At 71.7% G+C, this 21,056-nt stretch carries 23 protein-coding genes; 10 read left to right on the top strand and 13 right to left on the bottom strand.

The genetic code is table 11. The features are described from left to right. Positions 1-178: 178 nt before the first annotated feature. The 3 genes from ABZ342_RS02875 to ABZ342_RS02865 are packed head-to-tail and all read left to right on the top strand — an operon-like array spanning position 179 to position 2,732. A complete protein-coding gene (locus ABZ342_RS02875; protein WP_155546351.1) occupies positions 179-697 on the top strand; it encodes a YbaB/EbfC family nucleoid-associated protein in 519 nt (172 codons plus the stop codon). Next, on the top strand, positions 694-1,008 hold the full coding sequence (locus ABZ342_RS02870) for a hypothetical protein (RefSeq protein WP_230862776.1): 315 nt from the start codon (positions 694-696) through the stop codon (positions 1,006-1,008). The genes ABZ342_RS02875 and ABZ342_RS02870 overlap by 4 nt, the downstream gene beginning before the upstream one ends. Beyond that, positions 1,008-2,732, top strand: a complete 1,725-nt coding sequence (locus tag ABZ342_RS02865) for a hypothetical protein (RefSeq protein ID WP_360468316.1) — start codon at positions 1,008-1,010, stop codon at positions 2,730-2,732. The genes ABZ342_RS02870 and ABZ342_RS02865 overlap by 1 nt, the downstream gene beginning before the upstream one ends. Here the strand turns inward: ABZ342_RS02865 and ABZ342_RS02860 are convergent, their stop codons facing one another. The 8 genes from ABZ342_RS02860 to ABZ342_RS02825 form a co-directional block, all read right to left on the bottom strand. Further along, entirely contained in the window at positions 2,733-4,196 is a 1,464-nt protein-coding gene (locus ABZ342_RS02860) for a helix-turn-helix domain-containing protein (protein ID WP_360468315.1), read from the bottom strand. Between the two features lie 115 nt (positions 4,197-4,311). Next, positions 4,312-5,379 carry a DUF917 domain-containing protein gene (locus ABZ342_RS02855; protein WP_360468314.1) on the bottom strand — a complete coding sequence of 356 codons (1,068 nt, stop codon included), beginning with the start codon at positions 5,377-5,379 and terminating at the stop codon, positions 4,312-4,314. A gap of 21 nt (positions 5,380-5,400) precedes the next feature. Further along, positions 5,401-6,111, bottom strand: a complete 711-nt coding sequence (locus tag ABZ342_RS02850; protein ID WP_360468313.1) for an SDR family oxidoreductase — start codon at positions 6,109-6,111, stop codon at positions 5,401-5,403. After that, on the bottom strand, positions 6,108-7,202 hold the full coding sequence (locus tag ABZ342_RS02845) for a DUF917 domain-containing protein (RefSeq protein ID WP_360468312.1): 1,095 nt from the start codon (positions 7,200-7,202) through the stop codon (positions 6,108-6,110). Before ABZ342_RS02845 ends, ABZ342_RS02850 begins: the two co-directional genes overlap by 4 nt. Next, complete coding sequence (locus ABZ342_RS02840; protein WP_360468311.1) at positions 7,199-8,269, bottom strand: DUF917 domain-containing protein; 1,071 nt, start codon at positions 8,267-8,269, stop codon at positions 7,199-7,201. The genes ABZ342_RS02845 and ABZ342_RS02840 overlap by 4 nt, the downstream gene beginning before the upstream one ends. Further along, positions 8,269-9,819: a hydantoinase/oxoprolinase family protein gene (locus ABZ342_RS02835; RefSeq protein ID WP_155546345.1), complete on the bottom strand. Its 1,551-nt coding sequence runs from the start codon at positions 9,817-9,819 to the stop codon at positions 8,269-8,271. The genes ABZ342_RS02840 and ABZ342_RS02835 overlap by 1 nt, the downstream gene beginning before the upstream one ends. Positions 9,820-9,830: 11 nt before the next feature. After that, complete coding sequence (locus ABZ342_RS02830; protein ID WP_155546344.1) at positions 9,831-11,159, bottom strand: cytosine permease; 1,329 nt, start codon at positions 11,157-11,159, stop codon at positions 9,831-9,833. 103 nt (positions 11,160-11,262) lie between these two features. Next, entirely contained in the window at positions 11,263-12,126 is an 864-nt protein-coding gene (locus ABZ342_RS02825) for an SDR family NAD(P)-dependent oxidoreductase (RefSeq protein WP_360468310.1), read from the bottom strand. 32 nt (positions 12,127-12,158) lie between these two features. Between ABZ342_RS02825 and ABZ342_RS02820 the strand changes: the two genes are divergently transcribed. Next, positions 12,159-12,764: a TetR/AcrR family transcriptional regulator gene (locus ABZ342_RS02820; RefSeq protein WP_360468309.1), complete on the top strand. Its 606-nt coding sequence runs from the start codon at positions 12,159-12,161 to the stop codon at positions 12,762-12,764. Positions 12,765-12,803: 39 nt separating this feature from the next. Next, positions 12,804-13,634 (top strand): alpha/beta hydrolase, encoded by an 831-nt coding sequence (locus ABZ342_RS02815; RefSeq protein ID WP_360468308.1) that lies wholly within the window; start codon positions 12,804-12,806, stop codon positions 13,632-13,634. On the opposite strand, the gene ABZ342_RS02810 is transcribed toward ABZ342_RS02815, so the two are convergent. Next, positions 13,621-13,995, bottom strand: coding sequence for a DUF742 domain-containing protein (locus tag ABZ342_RS02810; RefSeq protein WP_155546340.1), 375 nt, complete (start codon positions 13,993-13,995; stop codon positions 13,621-13,623). The two genes, ABZ342_RS02815 and ABZ342_RS02810, sit on opposite strands and share 14 nt — an antisense overlap. 102 nt (positions 13,996-14,097) lie before the next feature. Continuing rightward, entirely contained in the window at positions 14,098-15,120 is a 1,023-nt protein-coding gene (locus ABZ342_RS02805) for a LacI family DNA-binding transcriptional regulator (protein WP_360468307.1), read from the bottom strand. Between the two features lie 127 nt (positions 15,121-15,247). On the opposite strand from ABZ342_RS02805, the gene ABZ342_RS02800 reads away from it, so the two are divergent. After that, positions 15,248-16,534: an ABC transporter substrate-binding protein gene (locus ABZ342_RS02800; RefSeq protein WP_360468306.1), complete on the top strand. Its 1,287-nt coding sequence runs from the start codon at positions 15,248-15,250 to the stop codon at positions 16,532-16,534. 38 nt (positions 16,535-16,572) lie between these two features. Here ABZ342_RS02800 and ABZ342_RS02795 read toward each other — a convergent pair whose 3' ends face one another. After that, positions 16,573-17,934, bottom strand: a complete 1,362-nt coding sequence (locus ABZ342_RS02795; RefSeq protein ID WP_360468305.1) for an NAD-dependent succinate-semialdehyde dehydrogenase — start codon at positions 17,932-17,934, stop codon at positions 16,573-16,575. Positions 17,935-18,044: 110 nt separating this feature from the next. On the opposite strand from ABZ342_RS02795, the gene ABZ342_RS02790 reads away from it, so the two are divergent. Together ABZ342_RS02790 and ABZ342_RS02785 are read left to right on the top strand one after the other, a co-directional pair. After that, on the top strand, positions 18,045-18,485 hold the full coding sequence (locus ABZ342_RS02790) for a hypothetical protein (protein ID WP_360468304.1): 441 nt from the start codon (positions 18,045-18,047) through the stop codon (positions 18,483-18,485). Between the two features lie 13 nt (positions 18,486-18,498). Next, positions 18,499-18,969 carry a hypothetical protein gene (locus ABZ342_RS02785; RefSeq protein ID WP_360468303.1) on the top strand — a complete coding sequence of 157 codons (471 nt, stop codon included), beginning with the start codon at positions 18,499-18,501 and terminating at the stop codon, positions 18,967-18,969. Here ABZ342_RS02785 and ABZ342_RS02780 read toward each other — a convergent pair. Both ABZ342_RS02780 and ABZ342_RS02775 read right to left on the bottom strand, forming a co-directional pair. Next, positions 18,924-19,364 carry a L,D-transpeptidase gene (locus tag ABZ342_RS02780; protein WP_360468302.1) on the bottom strand — a complete coding sequence of 147 codons (441 nt, stop codon included), beginning with the start codon at positions 19,362-19,364 and terminating at the stop codon, positions 18,924-18,926. The two genes, ABZ342_RS02785 and ABZ342_RS02780, sit on opposite strands and share 46 nt — an antisense overlap. Positions 19,365-19,433: 69 nt before the next feature. Then, positions 19,434-20,354, bottom strand: a complete 921-nt coding sequence (locus ABZ342_RS02775) for a hypothetical protein (protein ID WP_360468301.1) — start codon at positions 20,352-20,354, stop codon at positions 19,434-19,436. A 149-nt stretch (positions 20,355-20,503) separates the two neighbouring features. Here ABZ342_RS02775 and ABZ342_RS02770 point away from each other — a divergent pair, with 149 nt between their 5' ends. Both ABZ342_RS02770 and ABZ342_RS02765 read left to right on the top strand, forming a co-directional pair. Then, positions 20,504-20,740 carry a three-helix bundle dimerization domain-containing protein gene (locus ABZ342_RS02770; protein ID WP_155546332.1) on the top strand — a complete coding sequence of 79 codons (237 nt, stop codon included), beginning with the start codon at positions 20,504-20,506 and terminating at the stop codon, positions 20,738-20,740. Between the two features lie 9 nt (positions 20,741-20,749). Next, positions 20,750-21,052, top strand: coding sequence for a hypothetical protein (locus ABZ342_RS02765; RefSeq protein ID WP_155546331.1), 303 nt, complete (start codon positions 20,750-20,752; stop codon positions 21,050-21,052). Positions 21,053-21,056 lie beyond the last annotated feature (4 nt).

Genomic DNA, 21,056 nt, shown 5'->3' with positions numbered 1-21,056 from the left:
ATCGTGCAACCCGGAGCGTGGTCCGGGTCAAACCCGATCGAGGGCATTCGAGGGCAACATCGGGGAGAAAACGAGCCATCCTCCCGGTTAGCCCGAAATGAACTCCTGGGGTGCGCTAATCTTGCCCGATCGTGGGGCCCGGCGGCCCCGTACCCCGGCGTGGCGAGGAGTCGATTTCGTGCAACCGAACCTGGGGCCAGGTGAAGACTTCGAGCTGCTGCTCGAACGGCAGGTCCGGGACATGCAGTCGAAGGCGGCGGCGCTGAGTGAAGCGCTTTCCGCCGCGGGCGCCACGGTCCGCTCCCGCGACGGCGCGGTCACCGTGACGCTCGCCCCGAACGGCGCCCTCACGAACCTCGAGCTCGGGCTCCGGGCGTGCGACCTGGGCCCGGCGCGGCTGACCGCGGCGATCATGGGCACGGTGCGCGAAGCCCAGCGCCAGACCGCCCGCACCGTCGCGGACTCCTTCGCCACGATCAACGGCGACAGCGAGTCGACCGACATGGTCCGCTCGTTCCTGCCCCCGGACCCGCCGCCCGACGGCGACTTCGCGGCCCCGGAGAGCGCCGAGCCCGAGCGGACCCCGCCGCCGGCCGCTCCCCCGGCCCGTCCGCCCGCACCGCCGGCCGCCGGGCCTGCCCCGCGTCGCCGTCCCCCGGCCGACGACCACCCCGACGACGAATCGAACCCCTGGTGAGCGGCGGCGGCTTCAGGGTCAATTCCGAGCCCCTGGCCAACTTCGGCAAGCACCTCGACGAGCTCCAGAGCAACCTGCAGGGCACGGCCGACCTCGTCGGCGGCATGACCTGCGACCCCGGCATGTTCGGCATCAACCCGGCGTGCCAGCTGATGGCGGCGGGCGCGAGCACGTGGACCGACAAGGCGCACCACCAGTTCGGCGACTACGCCAAGACCATCGGCGAGTTCTCCGACAAGGTCGCCGAGGCCGCGAAGCGCTACCAGGCGGGCGAGGAAGACGCCGTCGACTCGATCGTGAGGTTCGAATAGTGGGCGACGACTACAAGAGCAAGGACGTCAGCCTCCACGGCTCCGAACTCTTCAACAGCGACAACGCCTCCGCCGGCGCCGGGTTCTTCGAGGCCGCGGTCGGCCTGGACAAGGCGCGCAAGGAGAACGACAAGGTCGCGATCGGCATCGGCTCGGCGGGCATGGCGCTGGAGACCATCGGTCTCGTGCTGGACCCCATCGGCAGCCTGCTGACCGCCGGGATCGGCTGGCTCATCGAGCACATCACGATCCTGCGGTGGCCGCTGGACATCCTGATGGGCGACCCCATCGGCATCAACGCGGCCGCCGAGGCGCTCTCGGCCGAGAAGAAGAAGCTGGAACAGTGGTCGACGGACCACCAGACGGCGATCGAAACGCTCATGAAGGACTGGTCCGGCAACGCCGCGGACCAGTTCAAGAAGGACATGGACGCGGTCACCGAGCAGCTGAACTCCCTCGGCGGGTACCTCGACCAGGCCGGCAAGAACATGAAGATCGCCGGCGGCATCGTCGGCGCGTTCCGCGGCATCTTCCGCGACCTGATCGCGATGCTGCTGGCGACGATCATCAAGGGCGCCCTGATCGCGGCGGCCCTGGCCCCGGTGACGTTCGGCGCGTCGATCGCGATCTTCATCGGCACGACGATCGGCACGGTGGCCACGGCGCTGGGCAAGATCGGTGCGAAGCTGGTCCAGCTGGGCCGCAAGCTGGGCGACCTGGTCCAGGCGCTGGCGAAGATGGGCAAGGCGGGCGACGACCTGGCGGCGGCGAAGCCCCCGACGAGCAGCCTCACCCCGACCCCGACCCCCAAGCCGGACGCGACGCCCCTGCCGAAGCCGGACGCGACGCCCGAGCCGAAGCCCTCCTCGGCGACGCCCGAGCCGAAGCCCGAGCCCAAGCCCGAACCGAAGCCGGAACCCAAGCCCGAGCCGAAACCGGAACCCGCGCCGTCGTCCTCCTCGACGACGCCGGAACCGAAGCCCGAGCCCAAGCCGGACACCACCCCGGAGCCGAAGCCCGACACCACACCGTCGTCGGCCACCCCGGAACCCAAGCCGGAGCCCAAGCCCGACACCACACCCGAGCCCAAGCCCGACACGACGCCCGAGCCCAAGCCGGAACCCGCGCCGTCGTCGTCTTCGACCACGCCGGAACCGAAGCCCGAGCCCAAGCCCGACACCACCCCCGAGCCCAAGCCGGACCCGAAACCGGAGCCGAAGCCCGAACCGTCGTCGTCTTCGGCGACCCCGGAGCCCAAGCCGGAGCCCAAGCCCGACGCCACCCCCGAGCCGAAGCCGTCCTCGGCCACGCCCGAGCCGAAGCCGGAACCCGCGCCGTCGTCGTCCTCGACCACGCCGGAACCGAAGCCCGACACCACGCCGGAGCCGAAGCCGGACTCCACGCCGACGTCGGCCACTCCGGATCCCAAGCCGCACAAGCCGTTCACCGATCAGATGACCGCGGTCATCAAGGACAAGCTGTCCAAGGTGGACGGGGTCACGCCCGAGATCATGGCGAAGTTCGACAAGATCAACAACTTCTCGGTCGAGCAGCTCGGCAAGGTCTTCGGCAAGGAAGGCGCCGAGAAGTTCGAGTCGGCCATCAAGATCATGACCGACCCGTGGTTCGGGAAGTCGGGCCTGGCCGGGAAGACCGTCATCGACATGATCAAGGGCGTCCCCGCCAGCATCGGCAACGTCACCGGCGGCGGGGACGACGACTAGTCACTCGTCGGAAAGGATGACCGCCCGGGACGCGAGGTGCAGCGCCAGCCTCTCGTCCGGGCGGGACAGGTCCACCCCCAGCAGGTGCTCGACCCGCGCGATCCGGGCCGCCACGGTGTTGCGGTGCACGCCCAGCACCGTGGCGGTCTCGGCGATCGACGACTCCGCGTCGAGGTAGGCCGCGAGCGTCCGGACCAGGTCACCCGGCACCGAGCGCAACGGCGCGACCAGTGCCCGCGCCGCCGGTTCGAACGTGTCCGTGCGGGTCCATTCGAGCAGCAGCTGGGCCATGCCGAGCTGGTCGACGTGGAGGAAGTGGCCCGTCTCGGGCCGGGTCGCGGCGAGGCGGGCCGCGTCGAGTGCCTCCGCCACGGTCGCCGCGAGCCCGTCCGGCCGCGGGTGCGGCCGCCCCACTCCCATGTGCGCGCCCAGGCGCAGCGCCCGGTGCGCCGTCTGGAGCCGGGTCGCGAGGGAGCGCACGCGTTCCGCCGTGGGTTCGTGGTCGAAGGTGACCCAGCCGGTCCAGCCGTCGCCGTGCTCGACGACGACCGCCTCGACGTCCAGCGCCCGCATGACCTCCTGCGTGCGCGCCACGGTGTCGACGGTCGCCGGGACGCCGATGTGCAGCCCGACGTGCCAGCCGCCGAGCCGCCACCCGGCGTCGGCGACGCGACGGCGCAGGTCCGCGCCCGGCTCGGTGTCCAGGCGCAGCAGGTCGCCGAGCAACGCCGTGCGCGACCGCGCGTCCCGTTCGAGTTCGAGGCGGTTGGCGAGCAGCCACCGCTGCAGCGCCCCGGCGGCCACGGCGAGCGCGGGCGGCACGACGTCGGCCCGCGCGGTTTCGGTCCCCCGCAGCTCGGCCGCCAGCCACATCGCCGGGCGCTGCAGCAGCACGGGGTGAGCCAGGAAGACGGCGCCGTCGGTGTCGGTCCGCTGCGGCACGGCCTCGTCCAGCCGGACGTGCCCGGTGACCTCGCCGGCGAGCGGCACCCCGCGGTCGTCGAGCACCGCGACGGACGACCGCAACAGCCGCCGCAGCACGGCAACGACCTCTTCGGGCGGCCGCAGCCGGTCCCCGAGGGCGCGGTGGGTGGCGAGCAGCAGGTCGGCCCGGTCGAGTTCGGGGGCCGCGAGCAGCAGCCGGGCCTCGACGAGCAGATCCAGCGGCGGCGCACCGGTGGTCAGCAGCGGCACGGCAAGCCGATCGGCAAGCAGCCGCGACGCGGCGAGCGGCTCGGCGCCGGGCAGCAGCACCCCGGTGGCGCCGACGTCGGCACAGCGTCGCAGCAGGGCATCGATCTGCCAGTCGGTCCCGGCGACCGGACGGGCGACAACGGTCAGCTCCCCGGCGGCGGGGAGGTGTGAAGCGTCCAAAGTGGCCTGAACCGTCGCGAGTGGACGGTCCAGCCCCGCCGAGCCGGCGAGGAGCCGGACGTGCTCCGCCCACCCGGGAAGAGCGAGCACCCGCCGCAGGCTCACGGGAGCCCTGCCCGGTCGGTCGTGAGGGCGCACCCCACCCGCACAAGCACCCACCGCAAGCTCACCGCGGCCTCCGGACCGACCCACCACCGCCGGGCCATCACGCCCCCACCGGGTCGCAGTCGATGCCGTACGCGCGAGGCCGCACCACCGGGAGCCACCGCGGGTCCGTCCAGAACGGCGCCGCCGCCAACCGGACCACGTCCACCTCCACCCCCGCGCGGATCGCGTCGCACGACACCGGGACCCCCGTTCGGTGGTCCAGCACCGACAGCACGTCCGGCGTCGACGCCACCGGCGCCCCGTCGCGCAGCGCCAGCAGGTACTCGTTCTCCATCTCCAGCCGCAGCAGTGCGCCGTCGCGGTGGTCGGCCAGGGTGACGCTGCCGCGGCCGAACCCCGGGCTGCCGTGCTGCCCCGGACCGAGGTGCCGTGCCACCTCCAGGACCCTCCCGCGCGCCAGCACCGAGCCCTTCAACGCCGCCGAGAGCGCGTCGCGCGGCGGGCTCTCCCCCACCGCCAGCACCCGGCGGCCCAGCTCCAACGCGCCGCTCGTCGTGCCCGGCACCGAGCACCCGGCCAGCTCGCCGGCCGGGATCGGGGCCAGCGCGAACGCCGCCCAGCCGCCGGAACCGGCCAGGAACGCCCGGGTGCCCCGCTCGATCACGGCGTCCGACCCGGCCGCCAGCACCACGACCTGCCCACCGGGCTCGGCCAGCGCCGCCGGCGCGACCCCGCGGCCGGTCGCGGCGACCGAGAACTGGTCGAGCCGGGGCAGCCCCCGGCCCGAAAGATCCGCGTCGACGTACCCCAGCCCGAGCTGGTCGGCCACGACCATGGGCAGCAGCCCGTTGAGCCCGCCGATCTCGATGGACATCAGCGCGTCCGCGCGTTCGCCGGTCCAGCGTTCGACGGCGGCCACCGCGGCCGCGAACTCCCCGCCGCCCGGCAGCTTCTCGGTGAACGCCGCCGTCGCGCCGACGACCCCGATCGGCACCACCCCGGCCGACGGCGCCAGCTCGGCCACCGCCGAAACCTCCAGCGCGCGGCCGTCGGAGAGCAACCGGCGCAGCAGCACGGCGGCGGTGACCGTGTCCCCGCCGCCGCCGGACCCGAGCAGGGCCACCCCGCGTTCGAGGGCGGCCACGTCACCAGCGGTGATGCGCATGACTGACCACAGTAGACGAGCTCAGCGCAGGGCGTAGCCACCGTCGGGGTAGAGCGTCGACCCGGTCGTGTAAGTGCTGCCGAACAGGTACAGCACGGCATCGGCCACTTCGGACTCCTTCCCGACACGGTGCAACAGGGTGTCCCGCGAGTACTGGTCGAAACTCGCCTCACGCACTTCCGCGGGCCGCCCCGCCCACAGGTTCCCGTCGATGGTCCCCGGCGCGACGACGTTCACCCGCACCGGCGCCAGCTCGACCGCCAGTCCCCGCCCAAGACCTTCGACCGCGGCGTTGCAGGCGACGTACGCGGGCGCCGCGCCCGGCGGCCGGACGCTCGCCGCCCCGGACATCAGCACGATGGACGCTTCGGGAGCCAGCCGCGGCACCGCGTGCTTGACGGCGTGGTACTGGCCCCAGAACTTCGTCACGAACGGGCTGGCCGCGTCCTCGTCGCTCAGCTCCCGCAGTGGCCCGACCGTGTAGGACGCGCCGGGCGTGAAGAGGTGGTCGACGCGGTCGAGGGCACCGAAGAACGCGGCCAGGGAGTCCTGGTCGGTGCCGTCGACGACCTGCCACGTCGCCCCGAGAGGCTCGGCCGCCGCCGCCAGCTTCTCGGATGTGCGCCCGCCGAGGTGGACCGACGCGCCCGAAGCAGCAGCCCGCCGGGCCACCTCCAGCCCGATGCCCGACCCGCCACCGATGATCACGACGTGCTTCCCGGCCAAGCTCATCCGATCTCCTCCACGGGGACGAAGCCGTGCGGCAGCCCGAACGCGGCCGGGCCGAACGTGTCCAGCGCCTCCGGCGTGCGCATCAGCGCCGGCGTCGAGATGCCGACGACCGTGACGCGCTGGCCGTACCGCAGCGTCTCGGTGGTGATCGGCTCGGCGGTCGCCGCCTCCAGCACGCAGATCAGGTCGGGCACCACGCACCGCATTGAACCGTCCACAGTGGCCAGGAGGCTCTCGTTCTGGAACAGGATCTCCAGCTTGCTCGAGCCGTCGAACGACACCGCCGCGGCGCGTCCGCGCGCGAAGCCCGCCTCGGTCCGCCGCTCCACATCGGACACTTTGCCGCGGAACAGCACCCGCAGGTGCTGGTACGGCGTCTCGACCAGCGCGGCGGCCAGTCGGGAAACCGGGTCCTCGTTGCGTTCACGAGCCGACCGGATCGTCCGGCCCACGGTCAGCGCCAGCGAAAGCGTTTGCGGCACGGCGGTCCGCTTGACGTCGGCGCCGCTCATCGCGTACTCGGCGATGTGCGCGACGCCGCCCAGCCGGATGGTGACGCCGCGGGCCAGCCACTCCATCCGCTTGTTGTCCGCGCCGGTGTCGATCACCGTCGTCTCGCCGCGTTCGCCGCCGATCGCCATCGGGGACCCGGTGACGCCGTAGACGCCGAACGTCTCCATCTGCAGCTCCGGGAACGCCCGGCCCATGCCGTCGGCGTCGACGACCGGCAGCCCGAGCCGCGCGCCGACCACCAGCGGGATCATCGAGTTGATGCCCCCGCACTCGATCGGCATGGTCGCGTCGGCGCGCCGGCCGAGGTGCTTCTCCAGCGTCCGCAGGGCCAGCACGGGCTCGGACCCGTTGGGCAGCTTCTCGTGCACGACGGTCGGCGCGCCCATCTGGGCGGTCGGGATCACGAGCGCGTCGTCGTCCACTTCGGACGGGTCGAGGATCGTGATCGGCCCGTGCTCGCGGATCGCCTCGCGCACGAGCAGCCGGCCGACGTACGGGTCGCCACCGCCGCCGGTACCGAGCACCGCGGCGCCGCGGGCGAGGTCGGGCAGGTCGGCCTCGGTCAGGGTCCAGCTCACCCGGCGACTCCGATCGGGTCGATGTCGTAGCCGAAGTACCGCGGCCCGGCGAGCGCGATCCCCTCCGGCGTGTGCCAGCGCGGGTCGGCGGGCGCGGCGATGACCGTGACGCGCTGGCCGAACCGCAGGCCTTCGGTCGTGACGGCTTCCCCGGTCTCGCGTTCCAGCGTGCAGATCAGGTCGGGCACCGACGCCTCGACGACGCCGTCGCGCTCGGCCACCAGGTGCTCGTTCTGGAACCGCAGCACCAGCTCGGCACCTTCGTCACCGTCCATCCCGGTCAGGCGGGCCTCGCCACGGGCGAACCCGGTGACCGTCCGGCGGGCGACGTCGACGACCTTGCCGCTGAACAGCCGTCGCCCACCCAAGCGGGAGACGACCCGCTCGACCGGATCGGCGTTTTCCGAACGAGCGGCCCGGACCAGTGCACCCAGCTCGGCGCACAGGCTGAGCGTGCCGGGCACCAGCGACTCCCGGGCCTGCGTCCCGGACATCGCGTAGTTGCTGATCATCGCCGAGCAGCCCATGTCGATGGTCGCCGACCGGGCCAGCCGCTCGGCCCAGCGGTTGTCCACTGTGTCCAGTACCCCGCGGTTGCCCTTCTCGTCCGCGATGGACATCGGGGTCGCGCGGATGCCGTACAAAGTCGGCAAAACCATTTGCAGCTCGGGGAACGCCCGGCCCATGCCGTCCGCGTCCACCAGCGGAAGCCCCAGCTGGGCGGCCGCGACGACCGGGATGAGCGAGTTGACCCCGCCCGCCTCGGCGCACGCGATGTGCGTCAGCTCCTTGCCGAGGTACGCGGCGAGCGTGCGCGCCGCGAGCCCGACCTGCTCGGCCGACGGCAGCTTCTCCACCATCACCGTGGGCGCGCCCATCATCGCCACGGGCAGCACGACGGCGCCGTCCGGCACCTCGGAGAGCGGAACCAGCGGTACCGAACCGTGCGAGCGGACCGCGGACAGCGCGAGCAACCGGCCGATGTACGGGTCGCCCCCGCCGCCGGTGCCGAGGATCGCCGCGCCGCGCGCGATGTCGCCGAGGTCGTCCGAAGTGATCTCGCGCATCACGCCCCCAGCTGCAGGTCGCCGACGGCCTTGGCGCGGATGCGCGTGGCGTTGCCGGGCAGGTACGGGATGGGCACCTCGTCGAAGTCGACGATGCCGACCGAAGCAGGCGACGCGCCGGCGGCGACCGCGCGGTCGATGGCCTCCTGCTTCGCCTCCTCGACGACCGCTTCGCGGCGGCCGGGCTCGATCACGTAGACGCGGTCGACCTCGCCGCCGATCTGCGCGATCGCCGCGCCGATCGCGTTGGCCACGGCGTAGTTCTCCGGCCGGCGCACCTCGCCGCACCCGGCGAGCGCGTCCGGCAGCAGCACCGAACCGCCGCCGACGGCGACGACCGGCAACGGCTCCGCGGACGTCCGCATCCGTTCGACCACATCGGACACATCGGCGGCGATCTTGTCCAGCGCCGCCCGGACCAGCGCCTTGTCCAAATGCGCCACGAGCGAAGCGTCCCCGATGTCGGCCCGTCCCGCCGCGACCGCGATGTCGGTCGCGGTGAGCGTGTCCCCGCCGAAGACGAGCGCCTTCGACGTCAGCTCGTAGCCGACGGAGTCCGGGCCGACGGTGACGTTCCCGGCGTCGCCCCGCACCCGGCTGCCGCCGCCGATGCCGATCGACAGCACGTCCGGCATCCGGAAGTTGGTCCGGATCCCCGCGACGCTGACGTCCGTGGTCGCCTCCCGCGGGAAGCCTTGCCGCAGCACGCCGACATCCGACGTCGTGCCGCCGACGTCGACCACCGCGCAGGTGTCCAAACCGGACAGCACGGCCGCGCCGCGCATCGAGTTCGTCGGCCCCGAAGCGAAGGTCGCCACCGGGTAGCGGCGGGCGAAGTCGACGTCCATCAGCGTGCCGTCGTTCTGGCTCAGGTACAGCGGCGCGGTGATGCCCGCGCCGGTGACCGAAGCGGACAGTCCGTCGACGATGTGCGCGGCCAGCTCGCGCAGCGCCGCGTTGATCACCGTCGCGTTTTCCCTTTCCAGCAAGCCGATCCGGCCGATCTCGTGGGACAGCGAGATCGCGACGTCCGGCAGCTGCGCGCCGATGATCTCCGCCGCGCGGGCCTCGAACTCGGCGTTGACCGGGGAGAAGACCGAGGTGATGGCGACGCTGCGCACCCCGGCCTCCCCCATGTCGTCGGCGGCCTTGCGCAGCTCGCTCTCGTCGAGCTCCGCGATGTGCCGTCCGTCGAACTCGTGTCCACCGTGGACCAGGTAGCTGCGCCCCGACACCGCGTCGACGAGCCGCTGCGGCCAGTCGACCATCGGCGGCAGCGACGCCCCGGCCGGCAGGCTCAGCCGCACGGCCGCGGTCGGCGCGAGCCGGTGGGCCTCGACGAGCGCGTTGATGAAGTGCGTGGTGCCGATCATCACCGCCCGCACCGCCGCCGGGTCGAACGCGCGTTGCCGCTGCAGGCCGTCGATCGCGGCGACGATGCCCGAGGTGACGTCCGCGGTCGTGCTGGTCTTGACCGAGGCGAGCACCTGACGGCCGTCGAGCAGGACAGCGTCGGTGTTGGTGCCGCCGACGTCGATGCCGATGCGCACGAAGGTTCTCCTTAAGCAGACTGGACGGCGGGAGCGGCCTCGGCGGTCCGGCTGCTGCCGATCCCCCGCACCAGGCCGAGCTTCCCGGCGACGACGTACAGGACGAAGGCCACGACGAGCGAGTTGATGCTCGGCAGGCCCCATTCGACGAACTCGCCGAACAACGCGGCGGCGACCCAGACGACGAGCGTCGCGGGCACCCACACCGGCGCGTCCTCGGGCACGGTTCCCCGCGCCCGGGCGGATTCCAGGTCGCCGCGCCACTTCTTCACGACGAAGTACTCGGCGACCATGATCCCGGCGATCGGCGGGAACGCGACCCCCAGCACGGTGAGGAAGTCGGTGAACTTCGCCAGGATCCCGGCCGCGGCGAGCACGCTGCCGGCCAGGCCGAGCACCGCCGTGACGACCCCGCGGTGGGCCTTGCGCCCCGACACCGTGCCGATGAAGTTCACGACGCCGAGGCCCGAGGAGTACAGGTTCCAGTCGTTGATCTTGATCGTGCCGGCGATGACGATCAGCAGCCCGATCCAGCCGACCGACGACGTCACGATGGTGGTGATGCCCGCGCTGCCGACGGCGTGCGCGAGCAGGACGCCGGACAGGCCGATGACGTACTCGCCCAGGGTGATCCCGACGAGCGTCTGCTTGACGACGTCGGCGGTCGTGCGGTTGAAGCGGGTCATGTCCGGGGTGATGACGGCGCCGACGATGAAGCCGCCGGCGACCAGCGTGGTGCCCTGCAGCAGGCTCAGCGACGGCCCGGGCGGGGCCGAGGAGACGAGCGCGCCGAGGTCGTGGCGGGTCAGCTCGGAGATGATCGACCAGCCGACGAGGATCAGGAAGGCCGGCACGGTCAGGTACGCCGTCCAGGCCATGGAGTGGAAGCCGCGCACCACGATCGCGGTGACGAGCAGGCCGAACAGCAGCGCCCAGCCCCATTCCGGCAGGCCGCCGATGAGCGCGACGAGACCTTGCGCGGACACCGCGGACTGGATGCCGAACCAGCCGATGAGGCTGATCCCGATGGCGAGCCCGATGAGCGCCGAGCCGCCGCGGCCGAAGCCGGTCCAGCGGGCGATCATGGACGTGGACAGACCTTCGCGGACGCCGATGACGCCGACGAGGATCGTGATGAGCTCCAGGATGACCGAGCCGAGCGTGAACGCCAGTACCGCGTTCCAGAAGCTCATCCCGAAGCCGACGGTGGCTCCGAGGAGGAACTGGGACAGGGCGGACACCTGGCCGAACCGCTGGACGGCGACCGACCACCACGAGTACCGGGCGTGGTCCGGCACTCTGGTGAGGGCATAGTCATCGACACCGACTGTTGAGGCCACGCCGACCTCCTAAGGGGACGGGGATTGGTTCCCCGCACCGTAAGCAGCGGTCCCGGCGACGTCACCGTGCGATGTGCACAGTCCCCGCCTGACGACTGTGCATTCAGCCCAGGGGGTCCAGCCCGGTCAGCGTGACACTTTCCGCCCACAGCCGCTCGGCGGCCGCGTCGTCGGTCAGGTTCGTCCAGCGCTCCTCGAGGCGGGGACGGCCGCGCAGGCCGAACACGCGCGGGCCCCACAGCTGCCCGCCGGTGACGTCCGGGCCGAGCACCGCGCGGACGGCGGGCCGCGCACCGGCGTCCTTGCCGTGCACCAGCGCACGCATGGGCAGGCCGCGCAGCCATTGACCCGCGCCGCGGACGTGCACCGGCGGCCGCGACGGTGTCAGCGCATCGAGTGCGCCGCCGGGATGGGCCACCACGCTCAGCCGCTTCGAACCGGCCTCGCGGAGCCGCCGGTCCAGTTCGAAGGCGAAGAGCATCTGGGCCAGCTTCGACCGTTCGTAGGTTCGCTTCGGCTGATAATCGCGCTCGCTCTGAAGATCGGCGAAGTCGAGCTTCGCGGACTTCGCGGCGAAGCTGCCGGTGGTGACGATGCGCGCGTCCGGCGCCAGCCGCGGCATCAGCCGGGCGACCAGGGCGAAGTGCCCGAGGTGGTTGGTGCCGAACATCAGCTCGTGGCCGCCCGCGGTCTCGCGCCGCGGCGGGTTGTCGAGCGCCACTCCCGCGTTGCAGACGACGGCGTCGAGCTCGCCGGCGTCGACCGCTTCGAGCGAGGCCAGGTCGGCGAGGTCGATCCGGACGTGCTCGACCTTCGCCCCGGCGACCCGCGACCGGATGGCGGTCCGCGCGCTTTCCGCCTTCGCCGGATCCCTGCTGCCGATCACCACTTCCGCGCCGGCCGAAGCCAGCTGTTCGGCGGCGAAGTAGCCGATCCCGGCGTTGCCCCCGGTCACCAGCACCCGCATGAACGTCCCCTCCCCGTGCCAAGCTGTCCCGCATGGAGAACGCTACCGGCTACCGGCGCTCGGCCGGCTCGGCCCGCGGCGAGACACGACGCCGGGAACTGCTGGCGACGATCACCGACGACGTCGCCGAGAACGGTCTCGTCGACTTCTCGCTGCGGCGCGCGGCGAAGTCGGCCGGGACCACGCACAAGGTGCTGCTCTACCACTTCGAAAGCGCCGAAGACCTGCTCCGCCAAGTGGTCTTTTCGTTGCGCGAGCGGCGGATCGACAACGCACTTACCGCGGTCGCCGCGTCGTCGGCGTCGCTGACCGACCGGGTCCGCGCCGCCTGGGTGAGCCTGCGCGACGAGGAGTCCGCACTGCGGCGGGTCCTCGACCAGGCGATGGGCCTGGCGATGTACGACCCGGGCCGGTACGCGGCGCTCGGGCGGGGCGCGTCCCAGCAGTACCTGCCGACGCTGGTGTCGTTCTGCCCGCCCGACTGGCCGGAGCAGCGGAAGTTCGAGGTCGCGTCGATGATCCTCGCGACGCTGCGCGGCTTCCTCGTGGACCTGCTGACCAGCGCGGACGGCGACAGCGCGGCCGCCGGGTTCGAGGCGCTGCTGCGGGCGGTCGAACGGGAGGAAGCGGCTTCCTGACGTCTCGACAGTTTGCGAACCACATGGTTCACTTTCGGCATGCGGATCGAGCTGACTGCGGGAACCGTCGAGTACACCGACACGGGCGGGCCGGGCCCGGTCGTCGTCTTCGTCCACGGCCTGCTGATGGACGGCACCCTGCGGGACGGGCCGGTCGCCGAGCTGACCGGCCACCGGTGCGTCGTCCCGACGCTGCCGCTGGGCGCGCACCGGCAGCCGATGCACGAGGACGCCGACCTTTCGATGAGCGGCATCGCCGCGCTGCTCGCGGAGTTCCTCGAGCGCCTCGACCTGCGGGACGTCACCCTCGTCGGCGTCGACACCGGCGGCGCGCTGGTGCAGCTGCTGATGGCGGACGGCGCGCCTCGGGTGAGTGGCGTGGTCCTCGGCTCGTGCGACGCGTTCGACAACTTCCCGCCCGGGCTCACCGGCAAGACGCTGGTCGCCACCGGCAAGCTGTCCCCGGGCCTGTTCGGCGTGTTCATGCAGCAGATGCGGCTGCGCGCGGCACGGCGGCTCCCGATCGCGTTCGGCTGGCTGACCAAGCGCGGTGACGCGGCGACGGCCCGCTGGATCCGCCCGCTCCTGGCCGACGCGGCGATCCGCCGCGACACGGTCCGCGTCCTGCGGGCGGCGGCCGCTTCGCCGGGCTTCCTGCTCGAGGCGGCCGAACGGCTGCCGAGCTTCGACCGGCCGGTGCTCCTGGCCTGGGCGACCGAGGACCGCGTCATGCCCCTCGACCACGGCCGGCGGCTGGAAGCGTTGCTACCGAAGGGGAAGCTCGTGGAGGTGGCCGACAGCTACACGTTGCTCCCGCTGGACCAGCCGACCGAGTTCGCCCGGCTGATCAGGGAGTTCACAGCCGGCTGAGGCCGTGGAGGATGCGTTCCATCAGCTCGAGGCTCGGCCGGTTCCCGGATCCCTTGCGGGCGGTGTGCACGGCGACGATCCCCCGGTCCGCCAGATCGGACAGCAGGACCCGCGCCACCCCCAGCGGGATCCGCCGGCGCGCGGCGACCTCGGCGACCGACTGCGAAGTCCGCAGCAGCGCGCAGATCTCCGTCTCCTCCTGCGTGCTGCCCCGCACCACGGCCCGCCCCCGCTGGGTGATCGACACCAGCGTCTCGATCGGGAGGTCCCGGGTCGGCCGGGTCCTGCCGTGGGTGCGGAAGTACGGGCGGACCATCCCCGCTCCGCTGTCTTCGAGTTCGAGCACGGACCCCCAGTGCACAGCCAGCTCCTCACGGCGATTAATCCTTGTCGGCGATTATTTGACCTAAAGATCGAGTAGGCCGCAATCGACCGAACAGAGCAACACCGGAAAAACAGCAGGTCAGCGGCGCGCGGGCGGCGCAGTACTGCCCCTAAGGACTAGTTGTGTCCCGAGAATCACCGGAGATGTCGCGATTTTTCCCCCGGACAATCGCGCCAGGAGGAGCCGGCCGGCCCGCTCGCCCAGCTCGGTGACGGGCTGCGAGACGGTGCTCAGCTCGAGCAATCCGGCCAGTTCGTGATCGTCGAACCCCATCACCGAGACGTCGCCGGGTACCCGCAGTCCCGCGCGGCGCAGCGTCCGCAGCGCCCCGAAGGCCATCTCGTCGGAGGCGGCGAACACCGCGGTCGGCCGGCGGGGCAAGCCGAGGAGGGCGCCCATCGCCCGCTCCCCACCCGAGACGGTGAACCCGCCCCCGGTCTCGAACGCCGCCTCCGGCTCGCGGCCGTCTTCGCGGCACACCGCGTGGTAGACCTCGCGATACGCGGCCAGCCGACGCAGCGGCGTCGAGAACCCGAGCGGGATCGGGGCGCTCTCGCCGATGAACGCGATCTCGCGGTGACCGAGCTGGACGAGGTGGCGCATCGCGGACACCGCGGCGCCGTGGTCGTCGATCCCGACGGAGTCCCCGCCGGGTTCCTCGGTGCCGATCGTGACGAGCGGAACGCCGAGGCCCAGCACCTGCTCGCGTTCGGCGTCCTTCAGCGGCAGGGAAAGCACGAGCACGGCGTCGACCCGGCGGCGCAGCGGGAGGCCGGCGAAGAACCGCGCGCGGCCCGGGTCGTCGCCGAGGTTGTAGAGCAGCAGGCTGGTCCCGGCGTCGCGCAGCACCCGCTCGACGCCGGAGATGAGGCGCGAGAAGTACCAGCGGTCGACGTAGGGCACGATCACCCCGACGGTCCCGGTCCGGCCCGTGGCCAGGCTCGACGCGGCGGGCGAGACGGCGTACCCGAGCTCGGCGGCGGCCGCGAGCACCCGCGTCCGCGTGCGGGCGGCGACGCCGGGCACCCCGCGCAGCGCCCGCGACACGGTGGCCGCCGAGACTCCCGCCAGCCGCGCCACGTCGTCGAGCTTCTCCGGCATCCCCTGCCCCATTCGTTGCAAGCGCTTGCAACCGGACGAGTTCCAGGCATTGACAGTGCCCTTGATCAAGGCTAATCATCGATGCAAGCGCTTGCAATGGCGTCGCCTGCCCGGCAAGGAGGCCGACATGCGCCTGTTCCTCCCCCTCACCGGCGCGGCCCTGCTGGCCGCCACCACGCTCAGCGCGTGCTCCTCCGCCGGCGGGCTGACGATCAACCTGTACATCTCGCCGGAGGACCACCTCCAGAACGTGGTCGACCGGTGCACACAGGAGGCCGGCGGCCGGTACAAGATCGTCTACAACAAGCTGCCGCGCGGCGCGGACGGCCAGCGCGAGCAGATGGTCCGCCGGCTCGCCGCGGGCGACACGTCGCTGGACGTGCTCGGCCTCGACGTCACGTGGGTCCCGGAGTTCGCGGAAGCGGGCTGGGCCGAGGAGTGGACCGGCGCGAGCGCGGCGGCGGCCACGCAGGACGTGCTGCCGGGGCCGCTGGCCACCGCGAAGTGGAACGGCAAGCTCTATGGCGCGACGAAGAACACCAACGTCCAGCTGCTCTGGTACGACGACCGGATCACGCCGTCGCCGCCGAAGACGTTCGACGAGCTCATGACGCAGGCGCAGCAGCTGAAGGCCGCCGGGAAGCCGTACCAGGTCGTGTTCACGGGTGCGCAGTACGAAGGGCTGGTCGTCTTCTACAACACGCTGGTGGCGTCCGCAGGCGGCCACATCCTGTCCGACGACGGCAAGTCCGTGGTGATGGACGACGGCGCGGTGAAGGCGCTTTCGCTGTTGAAGACGCTCACGACAGCGGGGATCACGGACCCGTCCCTGACGAACCAGAAGGAGGACGACATCCGCCAGGCCTTCCAGCGCGGCCAAGCGGCGACCGAGCTGAACTGGCCGTTCGTGTATGCGTCCTACGCGAAGGAAAAGCCCCAGGACCTGGCCCACTTCAAGTGGACGCGCTACCCGTCGGTGGTCGCGGGCCAGCCGAGCCGCGTCACGATCGGCGGGTTCAACCTGGCGGTGTCGACGTATTCCCAGCACAAGCCGGAGGCGTTCGAAGCGGCGCTGTGCCTGCGCAACGCGACATCGCAGAAGTACCAGGCCCTGGTGGACGGCATTCCCCCGAGCATCGCCTCGATCTACCGCGACAACGCGCCGTTGGATCCGGCGAAACCGGCGGACCCGAAGGAAAACCCGACCATGGCGGACCAGTACCCGATGAAGGGCGACATCCAGGCAGCATTGACGGACGCGGCGGTCCGCCCGTTGACCCCGGCGTACCAGAACCTGTCGACGGTGATTTCGAAGGTCCTGTCACCCCCGGCGGAGATCGACGTCCAGGCAACGGCTCAGGAACTGCGCGAGCGGCTGACGGACGCACTGAACTCGAAGGGCATCATCCCGTAGCGACTGCCGCAGGAACGGCGGCGATGGGCGGAGGGGACTCAAAGCCGAATAGGCTTCTTGTTCATGAACTCCTCAATCCCCAAAGGCCCCAGTTCCCGCCCAATCCCCGATCGCTTGATCCCCCCGAACGGCAAATCCGCCTCCGACCCACCCGACTTGTTGAGATAAACCATCCCAGCCTCGATCCGCCGGGCCACGCGAACCGCCCGCTCCCGGTCCGTTCCGAACACGCTGGCCCCCAACCCGAACGGCGTGTCATTGGCCAAGGCGATCGCTTCCTCCTCTGTCTCCGCGCGGAAAACCAGGACCACCGGGCCGAAGATCTCCTCGTGGTACGCCGCCATCTGCGGGGTCACGTCCGTGAGGACCGTGGCCTCCAGGTACGCGCCCGGGCCGGGCACCCGCCGCCCGCCGGCGCGCAACTTCGCGCCCTCCCGGACAGCCGTCGAGACCTGACCAGCCACCTCGTCGGCCGCCGCGACGGAAGCCAACGGCGGCAGCGTCGTCGCCGGATCAGCGGGGTCGCCCGGCACGTAATACTCCGCCACACGCTTGGCCAACCGGTCCACGAACTCGTCGTAAAGCTCACCCAAAACGATCATCCGCTTCGGCGCGTTGCACGACTGCCCGCAGTTGCGCATCCGGGCCGTTGCGGTGATCTTGACCGTCTCGTCCAGGTCGTCGGTGTCCAGCACGATCAGCGGGTCGGACCCGCCCAGCTCCAGGACGCACTTCTTGAGGTTCCGCCCGGCCTCGGCCGCGACGGAGATCCCCGCCTGCTCGCTGCCCGTCAGCGAGACCCCGACCAGGCGCGGGTCGGCGAGCATCCACGGGACCTGGCGGCTCGACGCGAACACGTTCACGTACGCGTCCGGCGGCACCCCCGCGTCGCGCAGCACGCTCTCGATCGCCGTCGCCGAGCGCGGGCAGATCGACGCGTGCTTGAGGAGGATCGTGTTGCCCAGCACCAGGTTCGGCGCCACGAACCGGGCGACCTGGTAGGCCGGGAAGTTCCACGGCATGACGCCGAGCAACGCCCCGATCGGCTCCTTCGTCAGCACCGCTTCGCCGCCGCGGATCGGGAGGGGCTCGTCGGCCAGCAGCTCCGGGCCGCGCTCGCCGTAGTACCGGAAGATGTCGACGACGACGCCGACCTCGCCGCGCCCCTCGTTGATCCGCTTGCCCATTTCGAGGGTCATGATCGCGGCCAGCTCGTCGGCGCGTTCGGCGAACAGCTCCGCCGCGCGCAGCACGATCGCGGCCCGCTCGGCGACCGGCCGGGCGCGCCAGGCCGCGAACCCGCCGTGGACGCGGTCGATCGCGGCGCGGACCTCCTCGTCGGTCGAGTTCGGGATCTCCTCCACGAGTTCACCGGTGGCGGGGTTCGTGACGGAATACATGGCGGTCTCCTCTGCCCAGGCAGGCTACTGCATACTGTATACACCATGAGATCACCGATCGACACCCGCGCGGCGGTACCCGTCGGCACGTGATCGACTATCGTTCCCCCATGACGCTGGAGATCACCGGCGGATCCTCTTTCTCCGCCCTGACAAGGGAAACCGGTCACTGGACCCGTCGCTACGAAGAGGGCGCGGTCACGTTCGGTTGTCCCGGGCGCACCTATGAACGCGCACCGCGGGTGTGGGGCGGGCGCGGTCTGGGCCTGCCCGAAGACGAACTGACGGCCTTCGCCGCGCAGCTCAGGCGCGTGATGAAGCACGAGGCGTACTGGCTGGCGCGGGCCGAGTGCCGGGACCGCCGGGCGGGCGACGCCACGCGCTGGTCACCAGGCCGTTACGACGACGAAGACGGTTTCGTGTACTTCACCGGACCGTGCACCCACGGCGATCCGTGGCCCGGGTACCGGCCGGCGCGCAGCTTCACGATCGCGCTGCCGCACGTCCGCGGCCTGCGCGTCCGCGTCGCCGCGTACCTGGCGGCCGGGTGAGCCGGACGCCGGGGTGAAAGGGCCGTTCACGGCGTCGGCTCGCCGGGCTTTCCGCGCCGGAGCCGTCGCCGCGGTCGTGAGCGGGATCCCGTCCACGGCCCACGCTCTCTTCACCGGGCGCGACCCGCTGACCGCCACCCGCGCCGCGGGCACCCTGCTGCCCGGCCGACGCGACCGGCCCGGCGTCGCCGCCGGGCTGATCGCGCACGTCGTCGTCTCGGCCGCCTGGACCGGGGTCCTCGCCGCGACCGCCCGGCGGCACCGCCTCGGACCGCTCCGAGGCGCGGCTGCCGGGCTGGCGATCGCGGCGCTGGACCTTGGCGTAGCCGGCCGGGCCTACCCGGCCGTGCAGACGCTTCCCCGCGTCCCGCAGGTCCTGGACCACCTGGTCTTCGGCGCCGTCACCGGCGCGCTCCTCGACCGTCCACACGGGACGGATCAGGGCACGACCTGGACGACGTCACCCGGGTGCAGCGAGTTGTAGAACGTCACCGCGGCCGCGTGCGAAAGGTGCACGCACCCGTGCGACTTGACCTTCAGGCTGCCCTGGTGGAACGCCACGCCGGTGTTCGTGAAGAACACCGAGTACGGCATCGGCCCGTTGAACTGCTTGCTGTAGTGGTCGATGTCCTTGTACTGCACGTGGAACGTCCCGAGCGGCGTCGGGTACTTCGCGAGCCCGACCGTGATCGGGACTCCGCCGTAGGTGACGTGGCCGGCGCCGTCCGTCAGCCACGCCGTATTCGAACTGCGCTGGACGCAGGCCTTCGCGGCGGCAGCGCACGGCGTCGATGACGCCGCTTCGGCCGTTCCCGCGAACGCCAAGGTCCCCGCCATCGCGGCGACCCCGCCCAGTAGTGCGATCATCCTCCGGTTCATCGCGTGCCTCCCGTTGTCGTTCGGCTACACGATGTAGGGTGCCCCGTTTTCCGATCTTCGAACCGGCGATCACTCCTGAGGTTGCGACAGCCGGAGGAACTCGTTCTGCTCGCGGTCGTAGCGCTGGGTCAGGCCGTTGCCGTAGCGGTCCCACCAGTTCGCGGTGTGCCCGCCCTGACGGGTGGTCGTGTCCCCGTAGATCTGGCGGTCGTACTCGATGCGCGCGTCGTGGAACTCCTGCTGGAACTGCTCCGGCGTGAGGCCCTGCGCGTGCTGCACGGCCGCGTCGCTGATCGCGCCCGAGCTGCGGACGATGTCGTCGCCCGCCATGTGGTTGAGGATCGCGCGGACGCCGCCGGCGCCCCGCATGTGCGCGCCGGACATGACCGCGGCCTGCGCGCCGGGGTCGGTGAAGTTGAGCGCGCCCGCGGTGCGCGCGTTCGCGGTCATCAGGTCCGAGACGACGGCGCGTTCTTCGGCGCTGCCGATGCCGTACTGCTCGCGCGCGGCGATGATCCGGTCGTAGCCGTTGTGCATGTTCTGCCGGAAGCCGTACGCCTCCGGCACGCCGCCCTGCTCACCGGTCGCACCTTCGGAGCGCATGATCGAGTCGACGACCCGCGCGTCGAGCTGCGGCGGTGCCGCCGCGGCCGCCGCTCCCCCGCCACCCTGAGCAGCGGCGTTCCGACCACCGCCGTAGGCCTGCGCGACGTCGGAGTCGGCGGCGTTGTAGCCGTTCGCGGCCGTCTGGACGTTCTGGTTGACGTTCGTGATGAGGCTCAGGAACTTCTGGAGCGCGCTGCCCAGCGAGGAGTGCAACGCCGAGTTCGCGGCGGCGACCCCGCTGCCGATGCCGGCGAACGACATCGCGTCCAGCACCAGGCCTTCCAGGTCGCGGGTGGTCGAGAGGAAGGACGACCCGACTTCCTCGACCGCCTTGGCGACCGTCCCCATTTCGGTGGTCTCGGCGCGGTAGGCCCCGGCACTCATGGTCTGCTCCCTCCGGATACCGGCTCTGCGCGGTCGAGAATTCCCCACCGGGCCGCACCGCCCCACGGCCGAATTACCCACTGGCCGAGCCTCACCTGTCGTTCATCTTCCGTTCACGTGGGGTTCTTCTGGCGCGGTACTAGAACTCCATGACCACTCAGACGCTCGACACGATCGCCTCCGAACAGCTCGACCTCCAGCTGCACGTGGTCGAGGACCGGCTGCGTCAGGACTACGCGGACCTGGACCCGACGTCCGCCCACAGCCTCGTCGAACGCGAACGGACCCGGTTCGCCGCCGCGCGGATCCACGCGTTCGTCCCGATCCTCGTCGAGCGGGCCGTCCGCGAGACGCTGGCGGACCCGGCGGGCCGCCACCGGCGCTAAGCTCGGAGCGTGAGCAAACCCGAGGACGAGAACATCGTCGAAGGCGAGATCGTCGACGAGACGCCGACCGCCGCGCTGGCGATCCCCTCGCCGCCGCTCCCCGACCCGGACTACAGCGAGGGCGGGGTGCCCAGCTTCGACTTCGTCCGCGACAAGATCGAGAACCGCTACACGACGTCGCTGGGCGCCGCCGACGTCGCGGGACTGGGCACGGAGAACACCGCCGAAGCCCTCGACAAGCAGATCGCCGACCGCGACCAGGCGGCCAAGGACCGGCTCGCCCAGATCCGCCGCTCGATGCGCGGCGAATAGCCGC

Origin of the sequence: Amycolatopsis sp. NPDC005961, assembly GCF_040629235.1 — a bacterium.
Lineage (GTDB): Bacteria > Actinomycetota > Actinomycetes > Mycobacteriales > Pseudonocardiaceae > Amycolatopsis > Amycolatopsis camponoti.
Note: the sequence above shows the minus strand (reverse complement) of the source record. Positions and strands in the feature narration are given on the sequence as shown.

What these genes read in the sequence shown, in the direction of transcription:
- ABZ342_RS02855 (WP_360468314.1), bottom strand. Translation starts at nt 5,379, where the DNA reads ATGCGCATCACCGCTGGTGACGTGGCCGCCCTCGAACGCGGGGTGGCC.
- ABZ342_RS02850 (WP_360468313.1), bottom strand. Translation starts at nt 6,111, where the DNA reads ATGAGCTTGGCCGGGAAGCACGTCGTGATCATCGGTGGCGGGTCGGGC.
- ABZ342_RS02840 (WP_360468311.1), bottom strand. Translation starts at nt 8,269, where the DNA reads ATGCGCGAGATCACTTCGGACGACCTCGGCGACATCGCGCGCGGCGCG.
- ABZ342_RS02825 (WP_360468310.1), bottom strand. Translation starts at nt 12,126, where the DNA reads ATGCGGGTGCTGGTGACCGGGGGCAACGCCGGGATCGGCTACTTCGCC.
- ABZ342_RS02820 (WP_360468309.1), top strand. Translation starts at nt 12,159, where the DNA reads ATGGAGAACGCTACCGGCTACCGGCGCTCGGCCGGCTCGGCCCGCGGC.
- ABZ342_RS02815 (WP_360468308.1), top strand. Translation starts at nt 12,804, where the DNA reads ATGCGGATCGAGCTGACTGCGGGAACCGTCGAGTACACCGACACGGGC.
- ABZ342_RS02805 (WP_360468307.1), bottom strand. Translation starts at nt 15,120, where the DNA reads ATGCCGGAGAAGCTCGACGACGTGGCGCGGCTGGCGGGAGTCTCGGCG.
- ABZ342_RS02800 (WP_360468306.1), top strand. Translation starts at nt 15,248, where the DNA reads ATGCGCCTGTTCCTCCCCCTCACCGGCGCGGCCCTGCTGGCCGCCACC.
- ABZ342_RS02795 (WP_360468305.1), bottom strand. Translation starts at nt 17,934, where the DNA reads ATGTATTCCGTCACGAACCCCGCCACCGGTGAACTCGTGGAGGAGATC.
- ABZ342_RS02790 (WP_360468304.1), top strand. Translation starts at nt 18,045, where the DNA reads ATGACGCTGGAGATCACCGGCGGATCCTCTTTCTCCGCCCTGACAAGG.
- ABZ342_RS02780 (WP_360468302.1), bottom strand. Translation starts at nt 19,364, where the DNA reads ATGAACCGGAGGATGATCGCACTACTGGGCGGGGTCGCCGCGATGGCG.
- ABZ342_RS02775 (WP_360468301.1), bottom strand. Translation starts at nt 20,354, where the DNA reads ATGAGTGCCGGGGCCTACCGCGCCGAGACCACCGAAATGGGGACGGTC.
- ABZ342_RS02770 (WP_155546332.1), top strand. Translation starts at nt 20,504, where the DNA reads ATGACCACTCAGACGCTCGACACGATCGCCTCCGAACAGCTCGACCTC.